Raw genomic sequence first — 23,740 nt, forward strand, 5'->3', positions numbered from 1 at the left:
GCCTATGCTGCCGACTGAGCAGCTCATCAACGAGCTGCAGACGTTCGGCGCCCGGCTGGTCGACCCGAACGCCGGCGCCGATAGCCGTCGCGGTGGTGCGGGACCGTCCGACCACAAGGCGCTGACGCTCGACGGCATGACGGTGATGGTGCCCGTTCATACGGCGCCGGCTCACGGCAGCCCGTATCTGGTCGAGGCGCCCGACAGCGCCGGCCGCAGCCGCGTCCGCCACGGCGACACGGTGCTGGGCGAGGTGCAGTTTCCCCGCCGCCCGCGCTTCTACGACCTCAGCACGGCGGACGGCATTCCCTACTCGAAGCTCGCCGTGCTGCACGGGCGTGATGTTCTGGCGACCACGGTGCTGCAAACCTGCGTGCGCTACGTCAACCGCACCAAGACGTGCCAGTTCTGCGCCATCGGCCAATCGCTCGCTGGCGGGCGCACGACGGAGCGGAAAACGCCTGCTCAGCTCGCCGAAGTTGCAAAAGCGGCGGTGGAGCTGGACGGCGTCCGCCATATGGTGATGACCACCGGTACGCCTCCGGGCAAGGATCGCGGCGCCGCCATTCTCGCCGAGAGTGCCGAGGCCATAAAGGCGGCGGTTGACCTGCCAATCCAAGGCCAATGCGAGCCGCCCGACGACGACGCGTGGTTCACCCGCATGCGCGAAGCCGGTGTCGACACGCTCGGCATGCATCTGGAGGCGGTGACGCCGGAGGTCCGGGCGCGGATCATGCCGGGCAAGGCGCAAGTGCCGCTGAGCCGCTACATGAGCGCGTTCGAGGCCGCCGTCGCGGTGTTCGGCCGTGGCCAGGTTTCCACCTATGTACTGGCCGGACTTGGTGACACGGCTGAAGCGATCCTCGCCATGAGCCGCGATCTGGTCGCCCTCGGCGTCTACCCCTTCGTGGTGCCCTTCGTGCCGATCTCCGGCACGCCGCTGGAAAACCACCCCGCGCCGACTGCCGCTTTCATGCACAGTGTGCTCGGTCCGCTCGCCGAGATGCTCGTCGGCGCTGGCCTCCGTGCAGGCGACAGCAAAGCCGGCTGCGGCAAGTGCGGCGCGTGTTCGGCGCTCTCCACCTACGAGCGGAGGCTGGTCGCGTGATGTTCGAGCCCTTCCCGCCGTTTCTCTCCCCCGAATACCGGGTCAAGTTCGCGACCGAGGCGTGGGAGCGGCACGGCGCCGCGGCATTGCGCCGCGCCGTCTTCTGCGCCGAGCAGGGTATCTTCGAGGCTGACGACCGGGACGCGATCGATGACGTGGCAATCCCGATCGTGGCGCTCTCCTCGCTCGGCATCGTTGCCGATGCGGTCGTTGGCACGGTGCGTATTCATCAGCCGGAGCCCGGCATCTGGTGGGGGTCGCGCCTTGCCGTCGCCCATGACTACCGGCGGGTCGGTGCGCTCGGCGCGGCGCTCATCAAGCTCGCCGTCGGCTCCGCCCATGCCCGGGGAGCCTCCGAGTTCTACGCCTATGTGCAGAGCCGCAACGCGCTGCTGTTCCAGCGCCTGCATTGGCAGACGCTCGGCATCGTCGATCTGCACGGCCGGCCGCACCACCATATGCGCGCCGACCTCGGCCACTATCCGCCGATCCTCGATGCCGAGACGGGCTTCTCCTCCTTCCTCAAGCGCGCTGCCTGATGCTGGGGTCGGCCGCCCTCGCCACGATCGCGGAGACGCTCCGGTCCAGCCGGTCCTTCGCGGCCAAGGCGGATATCGCGACCGCCGCCGCGCGCCTCGGCCTGTCGGGCGCCTCGGCGATCGCAGTGGGGGACGACTGCGCGGCGATCCCCGACGGCGACGGATTTCTGCTGCTGGCGATCGAGGGGTTCATCAGCGCCTTCGTGGCGGCGGACCCCTGGTTCGCCGGCTGGTGCGGAGTGATGGTGAACATCTCCGATGTCGCCGCGATGGGCGGGCGGCCGGTCGCCGTCGTCGATGCCCTCTGGGCTCCCGGAGACGCCTGCGACCCGATCCTCGACGGGTTGCGCGACGCCTCTGCGGCTTTCGGCGTGCCCATCGTCGGTGGCCACACCAATCTGCGGACGGACACGCAGCAGCTTTCCGTCGCCATCCTCGGCCGCGCGCAGCGGCTGCTGACCTCGTTCGATGCCGCCCCCGGCGACCGTCTGGTGGCCGCGATCGATCTGCGCGGCCGCTACCGCGAGCCCTTCCCGAACTGGGAGGCCGCGACCGACGCCCCCGCGCACCGGTTGCGCGGCGACATCGAGTTGCTGCCGCTCATCGCCGAGGCCGGTCTTTCGAAGGCCGGCAAGGATATCAGCCAGGCCGGGCTGGTCGGCACGGCGATGATGCTCGCGGAGTGCTCGCGCGTCGGGCTGTCGATCGACCTCGCTGGCGTGCCGCGCCCCGAGGGCGTGCCTTTGGACCGCTGGCTGCTCAGTTTCCCTAGCTTCGGCTACATCCTCGCCGTGCCTCCGTTCCATGTCGATGACGTGGTCGGCCGCTTCACGGCGCGCGGCATCGCGGCGGCGGATGTGGGTGCGGTCACTGCGGGCTCGGTCGTCGAGATCCTCGATGGCAGCGCGCGGGAGACGGTTTGGGATTTCGCCCGGCAACCCCTGATCGGCTGTGCCGCATGAGCCGGTGCTTGCGGGTTGCCATCCTTGCCCACTCCACCAATCCGCGTGGTGGGGTCGTTCATGCGCTGGAGCTGGGCGACGCCCTCGCGCGCCTCGGTCATCACGCGGTTGTGCACGCACCTGATGTCTCCGGTGAAGGTTTTTTCCGCGAGACGATCTGCGGCACGGTTCAAGTGCCCGCCTCGCCCGCCGGGTCCGACACGCGGCAGATGGTGGAGATCCGGGTCGCCGACTACCTGCGCCACTTCGAAGCCGCCGGGACGGCAGGCTTCGATGTCTGGCACGCGCAGGACGGCATTTCCGGCAATGCGCTGGCCGCGCTGAAGCGCTCCCGCCGCATCCCCGGCTTCGCCCGCACCGTCCATCACGTCGACAGCTTCGCCGATCCTGGTCTCGCGGCCATGCAGCGCACGGCCATCACCGCCGCCGACCAGTTGTTCGTGGTGAGCCCGCTCTGGCGGGACTGGCTCGCGATGGAGTTGGGCCGCCACGCCCCCGTTGTCGGCAACGGCGTCGACCTCGGCCGTTTCTCCAGCCGGACGGACGCGGCGGATGCGGAGTTGCGCGCGCACCTTGCGCTCTCAGGCGATGTCCCGGTCTTCCTCTCCGTCGGCGGCGTCGAGAGCCGCAAGAACACCGTCCGCATTCTCGAAGCCTTCGCCATCGCCCGCCGGGATCACCCCCAGGCACGGCTCGTCGTCGCCGGCGGCGCCTCGCTGCTCGACCACGGCAGTTACCAGGCGGCCTTCACCCAAACGCTGGCCGCGAGCGGGCTTCCGGAGGATGCGGTCATCGTCACCGGTCCGTTGCCGCAACGGCTCATGCCGGCGCTCTACCGGGCGGCGACGCTGCTGCTCTTCCCGTCGGTGAAGGAGGGCTTCGGCCTTGTGGTGCTGGAGGCCATGGCAACGGGTGTGCCGGTTCTCACCTCCCTCATGCAGCCGTTCACCGATTATCTCGAGGAGGACGATGTCGTCTGGTGCGATCCGCACGACGCATCATCGATTGCAGCCGGCATAAAAGCCGCGATGCAGCCAGGGCGGCGGGCTCTGCTTGCCGCGCGCGGCCTGATCCGAGCCGCGTCTCATTCCTGGGCCGAGGTCGCGACCCGTCATCTGGACGCTTACGCAAACATGCTGGAGCAGGCCCATGCCTGAAATGATCTTCGACATCCGCTGGCCGGACGACGCCACGGAAGCCTGCTACTCGCCGTCCCTTGTGGTGCGCGAACATCTCGCGGTCGGCGTCGCATACCCGCTGCCCGAATTCGTCGCCCGCTGCCGCACGGCGCTCGGGATTGCCAGCGAGCGCGTGGAGGCGAAGTACGGCTTCCCCTGCTCTCGGGCGATGGCGCAACTCGCGCGTCTCGAAGCCCGCGCGACAAGTTTTGCCGGCACGCCCGATCCTGTTGTCCACGTCCTTGCTTTCAGAGAATGAGCGTCATGTCATCCTCACCCGGCTCCAACCACGTTCCCGTCATCATCGTCGGCGGCGGCCAGGCTGGCCTCTCGATGAGCTATTGCCTCAAGGCACAGGGCATCGCGCATGTGATCTTCGAGAAGAACCGCATTGCCCATGCATGGGCGACCCAGCGCTGGGACAGCTTTTGCCTCGTCACCCCCAACTGGCAGTGCCAGCTGCCAGGCTACCCGTATCCCGGCAACGACCCCAACGGCTTTATGCTCAAGGATGAAATCGTTCGTTATGTCGAAGACTATGCCCGGCTGATCGAGGCGCCGGTGCGCGAGGGCGTCGTCGTCAGGCGGGTCGCGAAGACCGCGACGGACAACTTTGCCGTGCAGACCTCCGAGGGCGAATTTACAGCGGACGCCGTCGTGCTCGCCGTCTCCGGCTACCATGTGCCGCAGATCCCCCGCATTGCCGAACGCATCGCGCCCGGCATTCATCAGCTTCACTCGTCCGCCTACCGCAACCCGTCTCAACTTCCTGAAGGCGAGGTGCTCGTTGTCGGGAGCGGACAATCCGGCTGCCAGATCGCCGAGGATCTGCATCTCGCCGGACGCGCCGTGCATCTCGTCGTCGGCACCGCGCCGCGTTGCCCGCGCGTCTATCGCGGGCGAGACGCCGTCGACTGGCTCGCCGATCTCGGCCAGTATGATCTGCCGGTGGAGAAGCATCCGGCGGGTGACGCCGTGCGCCGCCGCGCCAACCACTACCTCACAGGCCGCGATGGCGGGCGGGACATCGATCTGCGCCGCTTCGCGCTGGAGGGGATGCGGCTCTACGGCCGCCTGGAGACCGTGGAGGACGGCATCCTCCGCTTTCAGGACGACCTGGCAAAAAACCTCGATGGAGCCGACGCCGTTTACAACGGCATTTGCGCGTTCATCGACAAGCATATCGCCGAGCACGGCATCGAGGCGCCCGCCGGCGAGCCTTACCAGCCGGTCTGGGTGCCTGACGTGGCCCCGGCTGCGCTCGATCCCGTCGCTGCCGGCATCACCAGCATCGTCTGGTCCACCGGGTTCCGCCCCGACTGGTCATGGGTCGAACTGCCCATCTTCAACGGCGCCGGCTATCCCGTGCATCGTCGCGGCGTCACCGGCATGGCTGGCGCCTATGTTCTAGGCCTGCCCTGGCTTCATACCTGGGGGTCAGGCCGCTTCGTGGGCGTCGGCCGGGATGCAGGCTTTCTCGCCGAGCGTATCGGGGAGCATCTCGGCCTTGCCTCCCACCGGCTCAGGGCAGCCGGCTGATGACACCGGACGCGCTTGAGGCGTGGCCGCTGCCGTCGCTCGCCACTGTCGGTTCGCCCTATGACGGCATGGCGCGCTCGATCGTCTTGGGCATGCCGCAGCTTTGCCGGGACGGCCTCTCCGAAACCTGGTTGCTCAAGGATATCGGTCACCGGCACTGGACGTTGCTGGCCTACGCGCTCGGCCTGTCGCTGCCCGAGTTCGAGGATGCGCACGGCGCGGCCGTCCATGCCGCGTTCAACGCCGTTTCCCTGCGGCACGGCGACCTAGGCGCCGCGCGGGCGAACGCGGTGCTCGACGTGGCGAGCGACCTCACCCGCCTCTCCAACACGCAGTTCCGCTCGGTCCATCGCCTCTCGGTGAAGGGCCGTCCGGTGGCCGAGGTCGAAGTCATCTCGACGTTCGTCAAGCGGATGACGGCGGGCGTGAACCGCTCGGCCGCCGCGGCCACGCCTCTCGGCCTGCCGCCGCTCATCCGCCGTGCCCCGTTGACAGGCTTCGCCGCCGAGGCCTCGGCCTTGCGCGCCGAGCGCTGGCAGGCGCATTTCGGTTTCGAGCGCAGTGCGGGGCATGCCCAGGCGGAGTTCATAATCGACGCCTGTCCCGCCCAGGACTTCAACGGGGCCGGATACTTGTACTGCGCGATGTTCCAGGCGTTCGTCGATCGCGCCGAATGGTCTTTCTTCCGCATTACCGATCTGGCCGTTGTCACCCGGCGTCGCGACATCATCTATCGCGGTAATATCGACGTGGGAGATCGGGTCGTCATCAGCCTTTTGGCCGTGGTGAGGGATGACCACTCCCTCACCCACTGGTGCCGGCTGACACGAGAAAGCGGGCGCGCAATATTGGCGGATATCTTTACAGCCAGGGCATTGAGCGTTCTCTGATCGTTCGGCCACTACCCGACGAGGATTTCGCTTGTCCTAAAGATCGACAGCTCGATGCGACGGTCGGGGTGTATCTGCTGCCTGGTGTTGACGCCGCCCGGAGTATCGATGCCCCGCCCGACTCAAGAAGCTCGCCACCGCCCGCGGCCTCAGCTGGAGCCGCGGGACTCGTTGCAGAATGGATTTGACCGCGTCACCCGCACAGCCTGCAAGCTGTTCGATGTTCCCCATGCCGCCATCGCGATGATCGACCGGGACCGTTACAGCTTCCGGTCGGTCATCGGATTGAGCCTGGAGAGCATTCCCCAACGCGCGCTACCGCTGGCGGCAGACGCGACGGGCCGGGGTTTCACCTCTATCTCCGATCTGGCGAACAGCGGCTATGCGCAGGGCGAACTCGCCGCAGCCGGCCTCCGCTTCTACGCGGCGGCGCCACTCGTCACCGCGGACGGCCAAAGCATCGGCGCGCTCTGCGTGTTCGACCGGGCGCCGCGCGTGGTCTCCGCGGCGGAAGCCGAGGGCCTCACCGATCTCGCCGCGATGCTGATGGTTCAGGTTGCGATGCATCCCGGCATCGGGCGCATCGACGCGAGCAGCGGCCTACCCAACCGCGCGCAGTTCGTCGCGGATCTGGAGGCTTTGGCACGCGAGACGCCAAAGCAGCGGCGGCTGGCGGCGATGATCGATCTTGCCAGCCCCGAGCAGCTCATCAGCTCCGTCCGGGTGATGGGCACGGGATACCTCGATGCGCTCGTGCTCGATGCAGCGAGGCGATTTCGCAACATGATCGGCCCGGGGCAGACCGCCTATCACGTCACCGGCACGCAGTTCGCCTGTCTGGCACCCGCAGGAATGACCGAGGAAGCCTACCGGGACTTCGTCACCATCCAGCTTCAGGAGGCGCGCGCCCTTGCGAAGTCGCGTTTTGTCGCGACGACCGCGCTCGGGATCGCTCCCTTCATCCTCGGCGAGGATAACCCGCTGGATGTGCTTCGCATGGCTCACAACGCGGCGCAGGATGCGCGGCTGACCGACAGCCGGGTGGCGATCTACTCGCCCGCCCACGACGCCGTTCACCGGCGCCGCTTCGCCATCCTGGCCGCCTTCGATTACGCGCTCGACCACCCGGAGGAACTCAGCCTCGCCTATCAGCCGAGGATCGACCTCGGCTCCGGCGCGTGCTGCGGGGCGGAGGCCTTGCTGCGCTGGCGAAGTGCGACGCTTGGCGGCGTCTCCCCGGCGGAGTTCATGCCGTTCGTCGAACAGAGTGCGATGATCCGCCCCGTCACCGCGCGCGTGCTGGAAATGGCGATGCGGCAGCTGGCGGCATGGCGCGCCGTGGGTCTGGGGCTCGATCTCGCCGTCAATGTTTCGGCCATGAACCTGCTCGAGCAGGATTTTGCCGAACGTCTGGCGGCCGGGCTCGCCGAGCACCACCTCGACCCTGCGGCGCTCGAACTGGAAATGACCGAGAGCGCCCTCATCGGCGAGGCCAATCTCGTGCTGTCGATGCTGAACACGATAGCGGGCAGCGGGGTGCGGCTCGCGATCGACGACTTCGGCACGGGATACAGCGGGCTGTCCTACCTGCAGCGGCTGCCGGCTCAGACGGTGAAGATCGATCAGTCTTTCATCCGGGGCCTGGCCAACGAGGCCGGCAACCTCGCGGTCGTCCGAGCGACGGTCGCGCTATGCCACGATCTCGGCTACCGCGTCGTGGCGGAGGGTGTGGAGACGCAGGAGGCGCTCGATCTTGTGGCTGAGGCGGGCTGTGACGAGGCCCAGGGCTATTTCTTCGGGCAGCCCTTGCCGGCGGAGGACTTCGCCGCCTGGTTCCGGGCCTGGACGCCGGATGCCGGAATGGGCGCCTCCGCCTAGCTATCGATGGATGACGGGAGCGCCTTCGCCTCTGCCGGCCCTGCCACCAGCACCCTGTCGCTGTCATCCTTGAGGGTCACGCCGCTGATGTTCCGCGTCATCGCCTGATCTATCAGCCAGGTGATGCGCCGGGCGGCCTCCGGCAGCGCCATCCCCTCGGGCCGGATGTTGGAGACGCAGTTGCGGTCCGCATCCGTCCGCCCGACTGCCGGACGCATCGTAACATAGGCGCCAAGGCTGTCCGGCGAACTCAGCCCCGGCCGCTCGCCGATCAGCACGAGCATCAGCCGCGCGCCGAGCAGCGCCCCCACCTCGTCACCGAGCGCCACCCGCCCGCGCGGGGCGATGCAGATCGGCCCCGCCCGGCGTCCCGACCTTTGAAGTTCGGCCACCAGCAGCGCGAGCAGAGGTGCGGCGTGGCTCGCCGTCGCCCGCGCCGAAAGGCCGCCTGCGACCAGGATTGCGATCTCCTCCCCCGGCGCGCGCTCCCGCAGCAACGCCACGGACGGGTCGGCGAGGCGGCGGCCGAGATCCGGTCGCGTCAGGTAGCTCGACTGATCGGAGGCCCGGCTCTCGACGCGCAGCACCGGAAGCCCGAGCGGCGCCAGAGCGGCCTCCATCGCATCGAGGTCGAGGCTCGCATGCACCGCGTCCCGAGCGAGCGCATGGGCGGCGCGGAAGGCGAGATGGTCGGCGGTCGCGATCCCCGGCCCGCTGCGGCCGAGCCCGATACGGGCCACGGTATAGGGGCGAAGCCCGGCGAAACGATCCGGCATCGCCATATCAGGCCGCCAGCAGCCGCTGGAAGCGCTCAGGCATGGCGAGCGGCCGAACCCGCCCGGCCTCGTCGGTCAGGCCGACGCGGTCGAGCCAGGCCTCGAATTCCGGCGCGGGTTTCAGCCCCATCATCTGCCGCAGGGCGAGCACATCGTGGAACGAGGTGCTCTGGTAGCCGAGCATCACGTCATCCGCCCCCGGCACGCCCATGATGAAGGTGAGCCCCGCCGCCGCCAGCGCGGTCATCAGCACGTCCATGTCGTCCTGATCCGCCTCCGCATGGTTCGTGTAGCAGACGTCGCAGCCCATCGGCACGCCGAGCAGCTTGGCGCAGAAGTGGTCCTCCAGCCCCGCCCGGATGATTTCGCGCCCGTTATAGAGGTATTCCGGTCCGATGAAGCCGACGACGGTGTTGACCAGCAGCGGCGAGAACTGCCGTGCGACCGCATAGGCCCGCGCCTCGATCGTCTGCTGGTCGCAGCCATGATGCGCGTCGGCGGAGAGCGCGCTGCCCTGCCCGGTCTCGAAATACATCACGTCGGCGCCGACGGTGCCGCGCTTCAGGCTCAGCGCCGCCTCATGCGCCTCCTTCAACGTCGAGAGGCCGAAGCCGAAGCTCGTATTCGTGGCTTCCGTGCCGCCAATGGACTGGAAGACGAGATCGACCGGCGTGCCGCCTGCCATGAGGCCGATTGCCGTCGTTACATGGGTCAGCACGCAGCTTTGCGTCGGCACCTCCAGCCGCTGGCGCAGATCGTCGAGCATGCAGAGCAGGTCATGCACCCGCTGCGGACTGTCGGAGGCCGGGTTGATCCCGATCACCGCATCGCCGCAGCCGAGCAGCAGGCCATCGACGATGCTGGCGAGGATACCCTTCGGGTCGTCGGTCGGGTGGTTCGGTTGCAGGCGGGAGGCGAGCCGCCCGGGCAGGCCGATCGTATCCCGGAACCGGGTCGTCACGCGGCGCTTGGCGGCGATCAGGATGAGATCCTGGATGCGGCAGATTTTGGCGACCGCCGCCGCCATCTCCGGTGTGAGTCCGGGCGAGAGCGCGGCAAGCGCCGCTCCATCCGCCTCGTCCGACAGCAGCCAGTCCCGCAGACCACCGACGGTCAGGGCCGCCACCGGGGCAAAGGCGCGCGCGTCGTGCGTGTCGATGATGAGCCGGGTGATCTCGTCGGCCTCATACGGCACGATGGCTTCGTTGAGGAAAGTCTGCAGCGGCAGATCGGCGAGCGCCATCTGCGCGGCCACGCGCTCCGCCATGGTGGCGGCGGCGACGCCCGCGAGCACGTCGCCCGAGCGATGCGGGGTGGCGCGCGCCATGAGCGTGCGAAGGTCCGGGAAGCTGTAGCGGGTTCCGCCGACGGCGCTCGCATACATGGCGGTGTCCTCCTGTTCCGGAGGCACTCTCCAAGCCTGGGTTACGCATTGCAACTGCCAAGCGCAAACGAGCTTCACGATGGCAGGGCCGTTTAATCCTTGATCGAGACCATGCTATGCGGAGCCCTCCGGTCTCTGAAGGCTCGCGTCGGACAGCATGATAAGCCCACGGCGGATGCCGACCCTTGGCGGCACGCAAGGCCGCCGCATCCCGCTCGTGCCTCGCCGTCGCGTCGTGCTGGACCGCAACCGGCTGGCATGGGCCGCGGCATTCTCGGCGGCGGTGCATGTCGCGCTGATCGCGGCCATGATCATCGTTTTCCCCAACAAGCCGCCGCCGCAGGAGGCGGCCGCGCCGCCGAGCGTCGAGGTGGTGTTCCAGCCCGGCGCCAAAACCGCCGCCTCGCCGGCCGGGAAGAAAGGACCGCCGCAGAAGGCGCAGCAGGCAGGCAGGCCAGGACCGAGGGCGCCTACGCAGCCGCGGGTCGCTGAGGCGACACCGCCTGCACCTCCGGCGCCCCCACTGCCGACACCGCCACTGCCGACACCGCCGTTGCCAACGCCGCCGCTGCCAACGCCGCCGCTGCCGACACCGCCACTGCCGACCCCGCCCAGGCCGGTGACGCCTCCCGCACCGAGGCCACCGCCGGCGGTGGTGAAGCCTCTCCCGAAACCTGTGGCGCCCAAGCCTGCACAACCCAAGCCGCCGCCGACGCCCAAACCTGTGCCGCCCAAGCCTGTGCCGCCCAAGTCTGTGCCGCCCAAGCCGCCAGCGCCGCCGCTGCCGAAGATCAACCTGCCGCCGCCGCCGCCGGCCGCGCCACCGGTGGCGACGCCACCCGTTCCGGTGCCACCTGTTCCGGTGCCACCTGTTCCGGTACCCGTCCCCACGCCTCCTGTGCCGCCGGTCGATGATTCGGAGGCCGAGATGAACCTCAATCTGCCGCCGATGCCCGAACTGGCGCCGGTGCCGCTACCGCCTCCACCGCCACCCCTGCCGCCCGCACCGCCGCGGCTGGCGCACCGCACCTCAAGGTCTCAGAGCCGCGCGCTCGGCGGCGCGATGGTGATGAACGGCCTATCCTTCAGCGGCGGCGGCAGCCCCAGCAGCGGCTTCACGCATGGCATGAACCTCACGCTGCCCCAGTCGCAGCAACCCGGTTCCGGTTCCGACCTTTCCGTGCAGGGCGATGTCGGCACGAACTGGATTGCGGAACTCGAGCAGTGGGTCAACGAGCACAAATACTATCCGGAAATGGCCGGCGATTTGAACCAGCAGGGCACTGTCGTCATCCGCTTCTCGGTCGACCGGGCCGGGCACGTGTCCGGCCTCGAAATGGTCTCGCCCACCGGCTATGCGCTCCTCGATCAGGCTTGGCTCGGGCTGTTCCGGGACGCCGATCTGCCTCCCTTCCCGCCTGACGCCAAGTCAAACACCGCCAGGATCACGGCCTCGATGCACTTCGAGATCATTCGCTGAAACTTGTCGTCACCGGCCGGAGAAGCCGACCATGAGCGCTGCGCCCAAGCATGTCTCCCTGCGAGGGTCCCAGCTGATCGACGAGCCGATCCTCAACAAGTGCAACAGCTTCGCCGAGGACGAACGCACCCTGTTCGGCCTCAACGGCCTGCTGCCGAGGGACTGATCCCCACAGCGACCGAGGCCGGCATCGCGGCCCGGGTCGACGCGACCGTATGGGAGCCGGCGTATCCGCCCTACGTCATGGGCTGATCCCGCGCAGCCTATCGGCGGGTCCAGTTCTCGGTGCTGATGGTGGTGCCGCCGCCATAGGCCCAGATGCCGGACCAGTCGCCGTTCTCTGACGAATAAAGAGCCAGGCCGGTGGTGCTGCCGGACGCGTAGGACACGGCCATGAACGAATCGTTCCCGATGCCAGTGCCGATAAACGTCTCGCTGCCGATCTTCCAGACGACGCGGTAGGTGTCGCCGGTCGGCGTAACCTCGACCGTGCCCGTATAGGGGCCGCTGCCCACGCTTGTGCCATCGACGGCATAGTGGCCGACAGGCCCCCCGGCCCAGGCCAATGGGGCCGTCGTGCAGATCATGATACCGGTCAAAACAGTCATCAGGCGCATAGGAGATCCGTCCAGGTTCTCCCTCAGATTAGTGCCCGATTTCTGAACGTCCGGCTAACGCGCCTCTCAGCCCTTGGCGGCGACCGGCACCACGCCCATCGTCGCGGCTGGTGGGCCATAAACGTCGCGCGCCCGCTTCAGGAAGGCATAGACCATCCGGCGCACCGCCTCGGCGAACACCGAACCGATCGCCATCTGCAACACCTTGCTCCTGAACTCGAAATCAACAAAGAAATCGATCACGCAACCGCCCGGGTCGGGCTGGAACCGCCAGCGGTTGTTGAGGTATTTGAACGGCCCGTTCTCGTAATGGACCACGATCGTGTGCGAGTGCTCGAGCGTGACCCGGCTGGTAAAGCTTTCCCGGAATGGCCCGAAGCCGATGGTGAGGTCGGCCACCAGTTCCTCCTCCGTATGCGTCCGGATGCGCGCGCCGACGCACCAAGGGAGAAACTGCGGATACTTCCCCACGTCCGCGACCAGATCGAACATCTGCTCGGGTCTATAGGGAACCCGCTTCTGCTCCGCATACCGCGGCATCAGACGGAAACAACCCGCTCTGCCGACACCGCGAGCAATGCCGCCCGTGCCGCTCTCAACGCCTCGAAATCGGCGTCCGCGTGATAGGAGCTCCGGGTCAAAGGCGTTGCGGAAACCATCAGAAAGCCCTTTGCCCGTGCTGTTGAAGCGTAGTCCGCGAACTCGTCCGGCGTCACGAAGCCCGCGACGGCGGCGTGCTTCGGCGTCGGCTGCAGATATTGGCCAAGGGTCAGGAAATCAACATCCGCTATCCGCAGATCGTCCATCACCTGGCCGATCTCCGGCCGCGCCTCTCCCAGCCCCACCATCAGCCCCGACTTCGTGAAGATCGCCGGGTTCAGCATCTTCACCTGATCCAGCAGCCGCAGCGACTGGAAGTAGCGCGCTCCCGGCCGGATCGTCGGGTAGAGGCGCGGCACCGTCTCCAGATTATGGTTGAAGACATCCGGGGCGGCCTCGGCCACGATTTCCACCGCTCCCGGTTTGCGCAGGAAGTCCGGCGTCAGCACCTCGATGGTCGTACCGGGCGCCGCCGTGCGGATGGCGCCGATCACGCGCGCGAAATGCCGCGCACCGCCATCCGCCAGATCGTCCCGATCGACCGACGTGATGACGACATGGCGCAAACCCAGCTTCGCCACCGCATCCGCGACCCGCGCGGGCTCGCCAGCGTCGAGCCCCCCGGGCATTCCGGTGCGGACATTGCAGAAGGCGCAGGCGCGGGTGCAGGTGTCGCCCATTATCATCATCGTCGCATGGCGCTGCGACCAGCACTCGCCGATGTTCGGGCAGGCCGCTTCCTCGCACACGGTCACGAGCTTGTTCTCCCGCATCAGATTGCGGGTCTCGTGATAGGTCGGGTGGTTCGGCGCCTTCACACGGATCCAATCGGGCTTGCGCGCCACCGGGTTGTCCGGCCGGTGCGCCTTCTCCGGGTGGCGATGATCGATGAGCACACGCGTCGCCATGGTCGCCTCATCTGAAGGAAGTTTTGCTTCTTCGCTCCTAGCCAGGGCGCCGAGCTAGTAGCCCCGGCCAGGATTACAAAAGGAAGCGCCTCGTCTGGTTCTTATTTGCGAAAGAACCAGAAAACTTTCGGCCGGTTCAGAACTAAAAGTGGATTGCCTGCCCGTACGCGTCAAGCACCGCCTCATGCATGGTCTCGCTGACGGTGGGATGCGGAAACACCGTGTGCATCAGCTCTTCCTCCGTTGTCTCCAGCGTCCGCGCGATCACGTAGCCCTGGATCATCTCGGTCACCTCGGCGCCTACCATATGCGCGCCCAGTAGCTCCCCAGTCTTGGCGTCGAAGATCGTCTTGATCATGCCCTCGGGCTCGCCCATCGCGATGGCCTTGCCATTGCCGATGAACGGGAAGTGCCCGACCTTGATCGCGCGGCCCGTCGCTTTCGCCTTGGCTTCGGTCATGCCGACGGAGGCCACCTGCGGGCGGCAGTAGGTGCAACCGGGAATGTTGGCGATATCCAGCGGATGCGGATGCTTGCCAGCGATCGCCTCGACGCAGATGACGCCCTCATGGCTCGCCTTGTGCGCGAGCCACGGCGCGCCAGCGAGGTCTCCGATTGCGTAGATGCCTTCGACCCCGGTGCGGCCGAAGCCGTCGACCACGACGTGGGTACGTTCCACCTTCACGCCCGCCTCCTCGAGGCCGAGGTTCTCGACGTTGCCGACGATGCCGACCGCCGAGATGACGCGGTCCACGGTGATCTCCTGCGCTTTCCCGCCGGCCTCGACGGTGACGGTCACGTTATCCGTGCCCTTCTTCACGCCCTTCACGGCGGCGCTGGTGTGGATGACCATGCCCTGCTTCTCGAAGGCCTTACGTGCGAAGGCGCCGATTTCCTCGTCCTCCACGGGCAGGACGCGGTCCATCACCTCGATCACGGTCACCTTCGCGCCCATGTTGAGGTAGAAGCTCGCAAACTCGATGCCGATGGCGCCCGAGCCGATCACCAGCAGGCTCTTCGGCATCATGGTCGGAACCATCGCGTGCTTGTAGTTCCAGATTAGCTTGCCGTCGGCCTCGATGCCGGGCAGCTCGCGCGGGCGGGCGCCGGTCGCCAGGATGATGTGCGGCGCCTTGAGCGTCGCGACAGGCTTGCCGTCCTTCTCGACCGCGAGGGTGCCCTTCCCAGTGAGTTTCGCCCGCCCGTCGAACACCGTGACCTTGTTCTTCTTGAGCAGATAGCCGACCCCGGTGACCAGTTGCTTGGCGACACCACGCGACCGTTTCACCACCTTCTCCAGGTCGAAGCTAATGTTGTCCGCCTTGAAGCCGAACTCGTCGAGGTGATGCAGCAGGTGCGAGATTTCCGAACTGCGCAGCAGGGCCTTGGTCGGGATGCAGCCCCAGTTCAGGCAGATGCCGCCGAGATGCTCGCGCTCGACGACGGCGGTTTTCATGCCGAGCTGGGAGGCGCGGATCGCGGCGACATAGCCGCCCGGGCCGCCACCGACGACCACGAGATCGAATGATTGCTCGGCCATGCAGGTTTTCCTTATTGTCTAGGAACGGGCTAGGGCTTCAAGGGCGCGCCCGGTCAGCCTCTGGCGTGTCCAGCCATCGAGCGGCCGGGCGCCAAGGGAGCGATAGAAGCGAATGGCCGTGCCGTTCCAGTTGAGCACGTCCCAATCCATGCGCGCGCATCCCTGCGCTATGGCGCGCTCGGCGAGAAAACGGAAGATCGCCCGCCCGATGCCTGCCCCGCGATGGGCGGGCTGCACAAAAATATCTTCGAGGAACAGCCCGGGCCGGCCACGGAACGTGCTGAAGTTGTAGAACCAGACGGCGAAACCCACGGCCGTTCCATCGATCTCGGCGAGCAGCGCCTCCGCCCTGGCCGGCGTTCCAAACAGGGAGAGGCTGAGGTCGGCGTCTGTCGCCAGAACCTCGTCCTCCAGCCGCTCGTATGCCGCCAGCGCGCGGATGAAGCCGAGCAGAGTTGGAACATCCTCGACCGTCGCCACGCGGAGAACCGCGCCACTGTCCGTCATGCCAGCCATCCAGCCTGCGTCAGAGCATCAGGTTGAGCGGTTCCTGAATGATAGCCTTGAATGCCTGTAGCCATTCCGCCCCCAGCGCTCCATCCACTACCCGATGATCGACGCTGAGCGTCGCGCTCATCACCGTCGCGACCGCGAGCGCGCCATCTTTCACGACCGGGCGCTGTTCGCCAGCGCCGACCGCCAGGATCGCGGCCTGGGGCGGATTGATGATGGCCTGGAAATCCTTAACGCCGAACATCCCAAGGTTGGATACCGAGAAGCCGCCGCCCTGGAACTCCTCGGGCTTGAGCTTGCCGGCGCGGGCGCGCAGGCCGAGGTCCTTCATCTCGTTGCTGATGGTGGCCAAGCCTTTCTGGTCAGCCCGCCGGATGATCGGCGTGATGAGCCCGTCCGGGATCGCGACGGCCACGGAAACGTCCACGTCGTCGTAGAAGGCGACGCCCTCCTCGGTGAAGCTCGCATTGACCTTGGGCACGCGGCGGAGCGCGATCGCCGCCGCCTTGATGACCATGTCATTGACCGAGAGCTTGAAGGAGCCGGCGCCATCCTTGGCCGAGCGGGCGTTCAGTTCGCCACGCAGCTTGAGCAACGCGTCCAGCTCGATATCCATCGTGAGATAGAAGTGCGGGACGCTCTGCTTGCTCTCGGTGAGCCGCTTGGCGATGACGCGGCGCATGGAGGTATGCGGCACGAGGCTGTGCGGCGCGGTGATGGATGCGGCCTTCGTCGGTGCAGGCGCCGGCGCGGGCTTGGCGGCGGGCGCCTCAACCGGCGCCGGTGCCGGAGCGGCCGCGGCGGGCGCCGCGGCGGGTGCGGCTTTGGCGGCCTCGACATCGGCGCGAACGATGCGTCCGTTCGGGCCGGAGCCGTTGATGGCTTTGAGGTCAACGCCGATCTCCTTCGCCACCCGCTTGGCCAGCGGCGACGCGAAGAGACGTTCGCCCTTGTCGTGGCCGTTGGCGCCAGGAGCGGGAGAAGCGCCCGTCGACGCTGTGCTGGCCTTTGGAGCCTGGGCGTCCTGCTCGGCGACCTTCGCCGCCTCGGACGCGGCGGCAGCTGGAGCCGGCGACGCGCTGTCCGGCACGGCTTCGCCTTCCTGCACCAGGATCGCGATGGGCGCGTTGACCTTCACTCCCTCGGTGCCGTCGGCGACAAGGATACGGCCGAGCACGCCCTCGTCGACCGCCTCGACCTCCATCGTCGCCTTGTCGGTTTCGATTTCGGCAATGACATCGCCCGCTTTCACGGACTCGCCCTGCTTCTTCAGCCAGCGCGCCAGCGTGCCCTCGGTCATCGTCGGGCTCAGCGCGGGCATCAGGATATTGATGGGCATCGGCGTGCTCCCTCAGACGATCTTGCGAACGGCATCCACGACCCAGGCGACCTGCGGCAGCGCAAGCTTCTCCAGGTTGGCGGCGTAGGGCAGCGGCACGTCCAGCCCATGCACGCGCACCGGCGGCGCATCCAGGTAATCGAAGGCGTGCTCCATGATCTGCATGGCGATCTCGGCGCCGATGCCGGCGAAGGGCCAGCCCTCCTCCACCGTCACCAGACGGCTGGTCTTCTTCACGCTCTCCACGATCGTGGCCGTATCCAGCGGGCGCAGCGAACGCAGGTTGATGACCTCGGCACTGATGCCCTGCTCGGCGAGCGCCTCGGCCGCCTGCATGGCGACGCCGACCATGATGCTGAAAGCGACGATGGTCACATGCTCGCCGGTCCGCTCGACCTTGGCCTTGCCAATGGGGAGGATGAAGTCGTCGGCCGTCGGGCACTCGAAGCTGTGACCGTAGAGGATCTCGTTTTCCAGCACGATGACCGGGTTCGGGTCACGGATGGCGGCGCGCAGGAGACCCTTGGCGTCCGCGGAGGACCACGGCGCCACCACCTTCAGCCCCGGGCAGTGCGCGTACCAGGAGGCGTAGCACTGGCTGTGCTGCGCCGCGACGCGGGAGGCGGCGCCGTTAGGGCCGCGGAAGGTGATCGGCGCGCCCATCTGGCCGCCGGACATATAGAGCGTCTTGGCCGCCGAGTTGATGATCTGGTCGATCGCCTGCATGGCGAAGTTGAAGGTCATGAACTCGACGATAGGCTTGAGGCCGGTCATCGCGGCGCCCACCGCCATGCCGGTGAAACCATGTTCGGTGATGGGCGTGTCGATCACCCGGCGCGGCCCGAACTCGTCCAGCAGTCCCTGGCTGATCTTGTAGGCGCCCTGATACTGGGCGACTTCCTCACCCATCAGAAACACATCGGCGTCGGCTCGCATTTCCATCGCCATCGCATCCCGCAGCGCCTCGCGCACGGTGATGGCCTTCGTCGGACCCCAATCGCGATCGGGCTCGGGCGTGGCGGCCGACGCCGCGATCGGCAATGGCGCCACCGCCTGCGGTGCACTTTTAGGAGGCGCCTCGGCCGCCGGCGGCGCGCTCTCGGCTTTCTGGGGAGTGGCAGCCGCTCCCTCGCCGCCGCCAATCTCGGCGATCGGGGTGTTCACGGCGACGCCCTCGGTGCCTTCCTCGACGAGGATGGAGGAGAGCTTGCCCTCATCCACCGCCTCGACTTCCATCGTCGCCTTGTCGGTCTCGATCTCGGCGATGACGTCGCCGGCCTTGATCTCCTCGCCGACCTTCTTCAGCCAGCGGGCGAGCTTACCCTCCGTCATGGTCGGGCTGAGGGCCGGCATCAGGATTTGGGTCGCCATAGCGCTCAGGCCTCCACCAGGATATCGGTCCACAATTCGCCCGGCTCCGGCTCGGGGCTCGACTGCGCGAAGTCGGCAGCCTCCTGCACCACGGCCTTCACCTCGTCATCGATCTTCTTGATCTCGGCCTCATCCACACCCTGCTCGGTTAGCAGGTGATGAACGCTCTCGATGCAGTCGCGCTCGCTCCGCATCTTCTGCACCTCCTCCCGCGTCCGGTACTTGGCAGGATCGGACATCGAGTGGCCACGATAGCGGTAGGTCTTCATCTCAAGCAGGAAGGGCCCCTTGCCGGCGCGGCAATGGGCAATGGCCTGCTCGGCGGCTTCCTTCACCGCGATCACGCTCATGCCGTCCACCTGCAGCCCGGGGATGCCCCAAGGCGCGCCGTTCTTGGAAAGATCCTTGGAGGCCGATGCCCGCTCGACGCTGGTACCCATGCCGTAGCGGTTGTTTTCAATGACGAAGACGACCGGCAGCTTCATCAAGGCAGCAAGGTTGAAGCTTTCGAACACCTGCCCCTGGTTGGAGGCGCCCTCGCCGAAATAGGTCACGGAGACGTTGTCGTTGCCGCGATACCAGTTGGCGAAGCCGAGGCCCGCGCCGATCGACACCTGCGCGCCGACGATGCCGTGGCCGCCGTAGAACCCCTTCGCCTTGCTGAACATGTGCATGGAGCCGCCCTTGCCATGCGAGTAACCCGTGGCGCGGCCGGTGAGTTCGGCCATGACCCCGCGGGGCTCCATGCCCGTCGCAAGCATGTGGCCATGGTCACGGTAGCTGGTAATAACCTCGTCGCCGGGCTTGAGGGCGGATTGCACGCCCACCACGACGGCCTCCTGTCCAATATAGAGATGGCAGAAGCCGCCGATCAGCCCCATGCCGTAGAGCTGCCCGGCTTTCTCTTCGAAGCGCCGGATCAGCAGCATGTCGTGATAGGCGCGCAGAAGGTCGTCCTTACCCATTGATACCTCGGGGGTTTTGGTCCGTTTGCGGGAAGCCGCTGCGAGGGCCATTCCAAACTCCGTGTCTCGGCGGTGGCCGCGTGATCGGAAACACTGGGGGACACCTAGCCACTCCGGCCAATCTCGACAAGTCGAGCGGCGAAAAACCCTTATGTTGCAATGCAATATGCACCCTTAACCGGATCGCGGTTAAGTGCCTGAACGTTCTGTCCGAAGATGATCCGATAACGCCTGAGATTACCCGAAGAGTGTTGAATTAGATTGGATGTTGCCGCCAGAGCGCCTCCCGAGGGCGATGTATTACGGCGGGAGCCGTCCGAGCCGTACCGGCGGCGGCATGTCGCTATCTGGACGAGAGAATTGATTGCGGACTCGATCTGACCGTGTTAGTAAGACTAACTCACCGGGTGCGGATCATGTGGAATTTCGGCGACAACGAGTTTCCCTACCCGAGCTTCCTCAAAGTCCCGTTCGTCTTTGTTCCGAAGGGGAACCCGCCGCCTCTGGAGTGGATGGCAGCACATCCGGGGTTCGTGACCTTCGCAGCGACGTTCGTGCCGCGTTCGCACCCAACGCCGTTGCCCGAGGCTGAACCCGGGGCCGTCTTCGCGCCGCACGAAGCGCCACAGCCCGAGGCCGCTCCGGTCCAGCGCTTGCGCGACGACTTCCCCGACCGGCTCCTCGAAGTCGTGCCGCCGCCGCAGGCGCAGCTCCCGCCTCCGCCGGACATGCGGCCCCGATGGCTCCACCGGCTCTTGCCGCCGCCGGCAGATGTGGATCCCTCGATGTAGTGGCCGACGTCGGCCGGGCTCTCGGCAGCACGGGCCGGGATGAAGCATCTCGACGCCATCAGGGTGAGGCCGGTGCCGCCTTGGCCCGCGGCGACGGCTGCTTCAATCGCATCGGGCCGACGGCTTCCGCGGCAAGAGAAGAACCAGCATTCCATGAAACGAATGCCGTGTGGAAAAGATGATTGGGTGAGGTCGGACGGGGCTTGAGGCGCGGTCAGATTCCAGCCGAAGAGTTTACAACGCAAGTCGAACGTCCAGCGACGACACTATTTCGCTTTGAGATCGATCGTTACCTTGCCCTTCTGTGCAGCATCAACAAGACGATCGTAAAGCTCGATAGCCTGATAATCACCCTCGCATTGCAAGCTGATCTGGACGGTGTTGCCAGCGCGCTTTATCCCGATCCTCATCCCGAGGACATCAGACGCACCTTCTGTGTCTGATTGCGGAACAAAGTCACGCTTTTCCACCATCTTCCATCTCTCACAATAAGAAGCCGAATTAGGCTGTTCGCCTTGAGTCGTAGGAGATCAGGTCTGTAATTCCGCTGGTCTGACTTAAACTAGTAAGTAATCCGCCCCGCGAGAACAATCCAGGGGAATTCACTACCCAGGCGGGGCGGCTGAAGGGCCTAAACGGGTGATGGCGCCCCACCATTCGGTGGAGACGCCACACGATGCGGGCTAGCCCACTCGCCTCACAGAGGACGCGCGACCTCGAATGTGGCCACGTCGATCATGAAGCTACCGTCCTCCTCAATGGCGAAATGCCGCCGCACCGGCTTCGCCATGCTCGCCTGCAACCAGCGGATCGCCGTCGCCAGTTCAACCGGCGTCCGCATCCGGAGCGTCCAGCTTGCGAACTCCATCCGCAACCGATGCATCCGCGACGCTCCTGTCACAAATCCGGCATCCGCCAAGGCCGCCTCCCATTCGGCCCGGGCATAGTCGCGCACATGCGACGTGTCCCGCAGCACTTCGACTGCCTGAAGGTACGTGTCGAGCGCCGGCGTGCCCGGAGAGATCACGTCGATGAAGACGCCACGGCCGCCGGGCCTGAGCACCCTGAACGCCTCCCTGAGGCCCGCTCGCCAGTCGCTCCAGTGGTGAGCGCTGAAGCGGGATGCGACCCAGTCGAAGCTGCCGTCGACGAAGGGCAGGACTTCGGCGCTGCCCTGCTCGGTCACGATGTTCCCGAACCCACGCTCGGCCGCCGAGCGGGCGACCACGGCGAGCATCTCGGATGACAGATCATAGGCGACGACCTCCGCCACGTGCGGGGCGGCGGTGAAGGCCATGTGACCGCCGCCGCAGCCGAGGTCGAGCAGCCGTGCGCCGGCACTATCCGCCAGCAGGCTTGCGAAGGCTTCGAGGTCGGCTCCTTGCGAATGCACCGCGCTCTGCAGATACGCCTCGGCGCGGGGTCCGAACTGCGCCTCGACCACGTGTGCCTGATCGATCCCGCTCATGCCATCGCTCCCTGAATGGCAACCGCGTTGTTGGCGGCACTCAGCACCGCCCGCATGGAGGCCTCGCCGCTGTCCACGTCGATCCCCACGCCGAACACGGACTGCCCGTCGGGCAGCACGCATTCCACATAGGCCGCCGCATGGGTGCCCGACCCGCGGCCGACGGCGTGCTCGTCATAGTTGACGATGTCGAGCGCCACTCCGCAGCCCTGCCTGAGGGCGTCGACGAAGCTCGACAACGGGCCGTTGCCCTGGCCGGTGATGGTGCGGCTGTGCCCATCGACCTCGACCCGCCCGTTGAACACACGCGCGGTGCCGGCGCGATCCGCGCCAGATACCGTGTAGTCGAGCAACGTAAAGTGAGGCGTGCCCTCGAGCCCGTAGGTCCGGCGGAAGGCGGCGACAATATCGGCGGTGGTCAACTCGCGCCCGGTACGGTCCGCGATTTCCTGCACAACCCGGCTGAAGGCGATCTGGAGCCGGCGCGGCAGGCGAAGCCCCTGATCCTGCTCCAGCAGCCAGGCAACGCCACCCTTGCCCGACTGGCTGTTGACGCGGATCACCGCCTCGTAGGTGCAGCCGATGTCCTGCGGGTCGATGGGCAGGTAGGGCACTTCCCAGACACCGTCGTTCTGCGCCGCCCGGGCGGCGAAGCCCTTCTTGATCGCATCCTGATGCGAGCCCGAGAACGCGGTGAAGACCAACTCGCCGGCGTAGGGGTGGCGCGGATGCACGGCGATCTGGTTGCAGTGCTCGACAGTCTGAACCACTTTCCGGATATCCGAAAAGTCGAGACCGGGATTGACGCCTTGCGTATAGAGATTGAGCGCCATGGTCACGATGTCGACGTTGCCGGTGCGCTCGCCGTTGCCGAACAGGCAGCCCTCGACGCGGTCCGCGCCCGCCATCAGCGCGAGCTCGGCCGCGGCAATGCCGGTGCCGCGATCGTTGTGCGGATGCACGGAGATGACTGCGCAATCTCGCCGCGTCATGTGCCGGCAGAACCACTCGATCTGGTCGGCGTAGACATTCGGGCTTGCAACCTCGACCGTCGCCGGCAGATTGAGGATGATCGGGCGCTCGGGCGTCGGCTGCCAGACATCCATCACCGCCTCGCAGACCTCGAGCGCGAAGTCGAGTTCGGTGAAGCTGAAGGTCTCGGGTGAATACTCATAGGTCCAGATCGTGCCGGGCCGCTCGTCGGTGAGTTGCTTGATGAGCTTGGTGCCAGACACTGCCAGCGCGATCGTGCCGGCGCGGTCCTGGTTGAAGACGAGGCGGCGAAACAGCTCGGAGGTCGCGTTGTAGAGGTGAACGATGGCGCGGTTGGCGCCGTTCAGGCTGTCGATGGTGCGGCGGATGAGTTCCTCGCGGGACTGCGTCAGCACCTGGATGGCGACGTCCTCGGGAATAACCCCGCCCTCGATGAGGCCGCGGACGAAATCGAAGTCGGTTTGGGAGGCGGAGGGGAATGCGACCTCGATTTCCTTGAAGCCGCTTTTCACCAGCAGATCGAAGAAGCGGCTCTTTCGCTCTCCGTCCATGGGATCGATGAGGGATTGGTTGCCGTCGCGAAGATCGACGGAGCACCATCGTGGCGGATGGGTGATCTGGCGGCTGGGCCATTGCCGGTCCGGCAGGTCGATGGTTGCGAAGGGCCGGTATTTACCGGCGGGGGCGCTCAGCATCATGGGGCGCTCGTTTCTTTCTCGAGTGGCGTGCGAATGGGGAAGTCGGCCTGGAAGGCTACGGTCGCGCGCGGGCCGTCAGCGGGCGCGACCGCACCGAAGTCGAAGCCCGAGGGGGAGCGAGAACTGGCTGTGGCGGATCATTCTGGGCGAACTCGTCGAGACACTTGAGGCGAGGCGCGATAGGCGCCGGAGCGGGCACGACC

Annotated in this window: 24 protein-coding genes; 11 read left to right on the forward strand and 13 right to left on the reverse strand. The window is 66.7% G+C overall.

Annotated features, from left to right (window positions below; all coding sequences use genetic code 11):
- The first annotated feature begins 4 nt into the window (after positions 1-4).
- From ACOEQ1_RS10690 to ACOEQ1_RS10725, 8 genes are all read left to right on the forward strand, one after another.
- On the forward strand, positions 5-1,108 hold the full coding sequence (locus ACOEQ1_RS10690) for an MSMEG_0568 family radical SAM protein (protein WP_419759232.1): 1,104 nt from the start codon (positions 5-7) through the stop codon (positions 1,106-1,108).
- Positions 1,108-1,647: an MSMEG_0567/Sll0786 family nitrogen starvation N-acetyltransferase gene (locus ACOEQ1_RS10695; RefSeq protein ID WP_419760679.1), complete on the forward strand. Its 540-nt coding sequence runs from the start codon at positions 1,108-1,110 to the stop codon at positions 1,645-1,647. The genes ACOEQ1_RS10690 and ACOEQ1_RS10695 overlap by 1 nt, the downstream gene beginning before the upstream one ends.
- On the forward strand, positions 1,647-2,609 hold the full coding sequence (locus ACOEQ1_RS10700) for a sll0787 family AIR synthase-like protein (RefSeq protein ID WP_419759233.1): 963 nt from the start codon (positions 1,647-1,649) through the stop codon (positions 2,607-2,609). The genes ACOEQ1_RS10695 and ACOEQ1_RS10700 overlap by 1 nt, the downstream gene beginning before the upstream one ends.
- An 8-nt stretch (positions 2,610-2,617) precedes the next feature.
- Complete coding sequence (locus tag ACOEQ1_RS10705; protein WP_419759234.1) at positions 2,618-3,766, forward strand: MSMEG_0565 family glycosyltransferase; 1,149 nt, start codon at positions 2,618-2,620, stop codon at positions 3,764-3,766.
- Complete coding sequence (locus ACOEQ1_RS10710; RefSeq protein ID WP_419759235.1) at positions 3,759-4,046, forward strand: MSMEG_0570 family nitrogen starvation response protein; 288 nt, start codon at positions 3,759-3,761, stop codon at positions 4,044-4,046. Before ACOEQ1_RS10705 ends, ACOEQ1_RS10710 begins: the two co-directional genes overlap by 8 nt.
- A 5-nt stretch (positions 4,047-4,051) precedes the next feature.
- Entirely contained in the window at positions 4,052-5,326 is a 1,275-nt protein-coding gene (locus ACOEQ1_RS10715; protein WP_419759236.1) for an MSMEG_0569 family flavin-dependent oxidoreductase, read from the forward strand.
- Complete coding sequence (locus tag ACOEQ1_RS10720) at positions 5,326-6,216, forward strand: Pnap_2097 family protein (RefSeq protein ID WP_419759237.1); 891 nt, start codon at positions 5,326-5,328, stop codon at positions 6,214-6,216. The genes ACOEQ1_RS10715 and ACOEQ1_RS10720 overlap by 1 nt, the downstream gene beginning before the upstream one ends.
- A 171-nt stretch (positions 6,217-6,387) precedes the next feature.
- Complete coding sequence (locus ACOEQ1_RS10725; protein WP_419759238.1) at positions 6,388-8,094, forward strand: EAL domain-containing protein; 1,707 nt, start codon at positions 6,388-6,390, stop codon at positions 8,092-8,094.
- On the opposite strand, the gene eutC is transcribed toward ACOEQ1_RS10725, so the two are convergent.
- Together eutC and ACOEQ1_RS10735 are read right to left on the reverse strand one after the other, a co-directional pair.
- Entirely contained in the window at positions 8,091-8,870 is a 780-nt protein-coding gene (eutC, locus tag ACOEQ1_RS10730; protein ID WP_419759239.1) for an ethanolamine ammonia-lyase subunit EutC, read from the reverse strand. The genes ACOEQ1_RS10725 and eutC overlap by 4 nt on opposite strands.
- Before the next feature lie 7 nt (positions 8,871-8,877).
- Positions 8,878-10,254, reverse strand: a complete 1,377-nt coding sequence (locus ACOEQ1_RS10735; RefSeq protein ID WP_419759240.1) for an ethanolamine ammonia-lyase subunit EutB — start codon at positions 10,252-10,254, stop codon at positions 8,878-8,880.
- Between the two features lie 157 nt (positions 10,255-10,411).
- Here ACOEQ1_RS10735 and ACOEQ1_RS10740 point away from each other — a divergent pair, with 157 nt between their 5' ends.
- Together ACOEQ1_RS10740 and ACOEQ1_RS10745 are read left to right on the forward strand one after the other, a co-directional pair.
- Positions 10,412-11,734: an energy transducer TonB gene (locus ACOEQ1_RS10740; protein ID WP_419759241.1), complete on the forward strand. Its 1,323-nt coding sequence runs from the start codon at positions 10,412-10,414 to the stop codon at positions 11,732-11,734.
- A gap of 31 nt (positions 11,735-11,765) precedes the next feature.
- Positions 11,766-11,900, forward strand: a complete 135-nt coding sequence (locus tag ACOEQ1_RS10745) for a hypothetical protein (protein ID WP_419759242.1) — start codon at positions 11,766-11,768, stop codon at positions 11,898-11,900.
- 97 nt (positions 11,901-11,997) lie between these two features.
- Here ACOEQ1_RS10745 and ACOEQ1_RS10750 read toward each other — a convergent pair whose 3' ends face one another.
- The 8 genes from ACOEQ1_RS10750 to pdhA form a co-directional block, all read right to left on the reverse strand.
- Positions 11,998-12,351, reverse strand: a complete 354-nt coding sequence (locus tag ACOEQ1_RS10750) for a hypothetical protein (RefSeq protein WP_419759243.1) — start codon at positions 12,349-12,351, stop codon at positions 11,998-12,000.
- Between the two features lie 66 nt (positions 12,352-12,417).
- Positions 12,418-12,891 carry a type II toxin-antitoxin system RatA family toxin gene (locus ACOEQ1_RS10755; protein WP_419759244.1) on the reverse strand — a complete coding sequence of 158 codons (474 nt, stop codon included), beginning with the start codon at positions 12,889-12,891 and terminating at the stop codon, positions 12,418-12,420.
- Positions 12,891-13,859 (reverse strand): lipoyl synthase, encoded by a 969-nt coding sequence (gene lipA / locus ACOEQ1_RS10760; protein ID WP_419759245.1) that lies wholly within the window; start codon positions 13,857-13,859, stop codon positions 12,891-12,893. The genes ACOEQ1_RS10755 and lipA overlap by 1 nt, the downstream gene beginning before the upstream one ends.
- Positions 13,860-14,001: 142 nt before the next feature.
- A complete protein-coding gene (gene lpdA / locus ACOEQ1_RS10765; protein WP_419759246.1) occupies positions 14,002-15,399 on the reverse strand; it encodes a dihydrolipoyl dehydrogenase in 1,398 nt (465 codons plus the stop codon).
- 18 nt (positions 15,400-15,417) lie between these two features.
- Complete coding sequence (locus ACOEQ1_RS10770) at positions 15,418-15,906, reverse strand: N-acetyltransferase family protein (protein WP_419759247.1); 489 nt, start codon at positions 15,904-15,906, stop codon at positions 15,418-15,420.
- Between the two features lie 19 nt (positions 15,907-15,925).
- Positions 15,926-17,251: a pyruvate dehydrogenase complex dihydrolipoamide acetyltransferase gene (locus ACOEQ1_RS10775; protein WP_419759248.1), complete on the reverse strand. Its 1,326-nt coding sequence runs from the start codon at positions 17,249-17,251 to the stop codon at positions 15,926-15,928.
- A 12-nt stretch (positions 17,252-17,263) separates the two neighbouring features.
- Positions 17,264-18,622, reverse strand: a complete 1,359-nt coding sequence (locus ACOEQ1_RS10780) for a pyruvate dehydrogenase complex E1 component subunit beta (RefSeq protein ID WP_419759249.1) — start codon at positions 18,620-18,622, stop codon at positions 17,264-17,266.
- A 5-nt stretch (positions 18,623-18,627) separates the two neighbouring features.
- Positions 18,628-19,587, reverse strand: coding sequence for a pyruvate dehydrogenase (acetyl-transferring) E1 component subunit alpha (gene pdhA, locus ACOEQ1_RS10785; protein ID WP_419759250.1), 960 nt, complete (start codon positions 19,585-19,587; stop codon positions 18,628-18,630).
- A 416-nt stretch (positions 19,588-20,003) separates the two neighbouring features.
- Between pdhA and ACOEQ1_RS10790 the strand changes: the two genes are divergently transcribed.
- Entirely contained in the window at positions 20,004-20,378 is a 375-nt protein-coding gene (locus ACOEQ1_RS10790; protein ID WP_419759251.1) for a hypothetical protein, read from the forward strand.
- Positions 20,379-20,644: 266 nt separating this feature from the next.
- On the opposite strand, the gene ACOEQ1_RS10795 is transcribed toward ACOEQ1_RS10790, so the two are convergent.
- From ACOEQ1_RS10795 to leuA, 3 genes are all read right to left on the reverse strand, one after another.
- Positions 20,645-20,851 (reverse strand): hypothetical protein, encoded by a 207-nt coding sequence (locus ACOEQ1_RS10795; RefSeq protein WP_419759252.1) that lies wholly within the window; start codon positions 20,849-20,851, stop codon positions 20,645-20,647.
- A gap of 224 nt (positions 20,852-21,075) precedes the next feature.
- Positions 21,076-21,846 (reverse strand): methyltransferase domain-containing protein, encoded by a 771-nt coding sequence (locus ACOEQ1_RS10800; RefSeq protein WP_419759253.1) that lies wholly within the window; start codon positions 21,844-21,846, stop codon positions 21,076-21,078.
- Positions 21,843-23,537 (reverse strand): 2-isopropylmalate synthase, encoded by a 1,695-nt coding sequence (leuA, locus tag ACOEQ1_RS10805; RefSeq protein ID WP_419759254.1) that lies wholly within the window; start codon positions 23,535-23,537, stop codon positions 21,843-21,845. Before leuA ends, ACOEQ1_RS10800 begins: the two co-directional genes overlap by 4 nt.
- Positions 23,538-23,740 lie beyond the last annotated feature (203 nt).

The organism is Acidisoma sp. (assembly GCF_965199065.1).
Taxonomy (GTDB): Bacteria; Pseudomonadota; Alphaproteobacteria; order Acetobacterales; family Acetobacteraceae; genus Acidisoma.

Bases quoted from the DNA above. Each gene is read 5' to 3' on its own strand.
- ACOEQ1_RS10700 (WP_419759233.1), top strand. From the start codon at position 1,647: ATGCTGGGGTCGGCCGCCCTCGCCACGATCGCGGAGACGCTCCGGTCC.
- eutC (WP_419759239.1), bottom strand. From the start codon at position 8,870: ATGCCGGATCGTTTCGCCGGGCTTCGCCCCTATACCGTGGCCCGTATC.
- ACOEQ1_RS10800 (WP_419759253.1), bottom strand. From the start codon at position 21,846: ATGAGCGGGATCGATCAGGCACACGTGGTCGAGGCGCAGTTCGGACCC.
- ACOEQ1_RS10790 (WP_419759251.1), top strand. From the start codon at position 20,004: ATGTGGAATTTCGGCGACAACGAGTTTCCCTACCCGAGCTTCCTCAAA.
- ACOEQ1_RS10775 (WP_419759248.1), bottom strand. From the start codon at position 17,251: ATGCCCATCAATATCCTGATGCCCGCGCTGAGCCCGACGATGACCGAG.
- ACOEQ1_RS10690 (WP_419759232.1), top strand. From the start codon at position 5: ATGCTGCCGACTGAGCAGCTCATCAACGAGCTGCAGACGTTCGGCGCC.
- ACOEQ1_RS10735 (WP_419759240.1), bottom strand. From the start codon at position 10,254: ATGTATGCGAGCGCCGTCGGCGGAACCCGCTACAGCTTCCCGGACCTT.
- ACOEQ1_RS10710 (WP_419759235.1), top strand. From the start codon at position 3,759: ATGCCTGAAATGATCTTCGACATCCGCTGGCCGGACGACGCCACGGAA.
- ACOEQ1_RS10780 (WP_419759249.1), bottom strand. From the start codon at position 18,622: ATGGCGACCCAAATCCTGATGCCGGCCCTCAGCCCGACCATGACGGAG.
- lpdA (WP_419759246.1), bottom strand. From the start codon at position 15,399: ATGGCCGAGCAATCATTCGATCTCGTGGTCGTCGGTGGCGGCCCGGGC.
- ACOEQ1_RS10745 (WP_419759242.1), top strand. From the start codon at position 11,766: ATGAGCGCTGCGCCCAAGCATGTCTCCCTGCGAGGGTCCCAGCTGATC.
- ACOEQ1_RS10755 (WP_419759244.1), bottom strand. From the start codon at position 12,891: ATGCCGCGGTATGCGGAGCAGAAGCGGGTTCCCTATAGACCCGAGCAG.
- pdhA (WP_419759250.1), bottom strand. From the start codon at position 19,587: ATGGGTAAGGACGACCTTCTGCGCGCCTATCACGACATGCTGCTGATC.
- ACOEQ1_RS10740 (WP_419759241.1), top strand. From the start codon at position 10,412: ATGATAAGCCCACGGCGGATGCCGACCCTTGGCGGCACGCAAGGCCGC.
- ACOEQ1_RS10715 (WP_419759236.1), top strand. From the start codon at position 4,052: ATGTCATCCTCACCCGGCTCCAACCACGTTCCCGTCATCATCGTCGGC.
- leuA (WP_419759254.1), bottom strand. From the start codon at position 23,537: ATGATGCTGAGCGCCCCCGCCGGTAAATACCGGCCCTTCGCAACCATC.
- ACOEQ1_RS10720 (WP_419759237.1), top strand. From the start codon at position 5,326: ATGACACCGGACGCGCTTGAGGCGTGGCCGCTGCCGTCGCTCGCCACT.
- lipA (WP_419759245.1), bottom strand. From the start codon at position 13,859: ATGGCGACGCGTGTGCTCATCGATCATCGCCACCCGGAGAAGGCGCAC.
- ACOEQ1_RS10750 (WP_419759243.1), bottom strand. From the start codon at position 12,351: ATGCGCCTGATGACTGTTTTGACCGGTATCATGATCTGCACGACGGCC.
- ACOEQ1_RS10770 (WP_419759247.1), bottom strand. From the start codon at position 15,906: ATGACGGACAGTGGCGCGGTTCTCCGCGTGGCGACGGTCGAGGATGTT.
- ACOEQ1_RS10795 (WP_419759252.1), bottom strand. From the start codon at position 20,851: ATGGTGGAAAAGCGTGACTTTGTTCCGCAATCAGACACAGAAGGTGCG.
- ACOEQ1_RS10695 (WP_419760679.1), top strand. From the start codon at position 1,108: ATGTTCGAGCCCTTCCCGCCGTTTCTCTCCCCCGAATACCGGGTCAAG.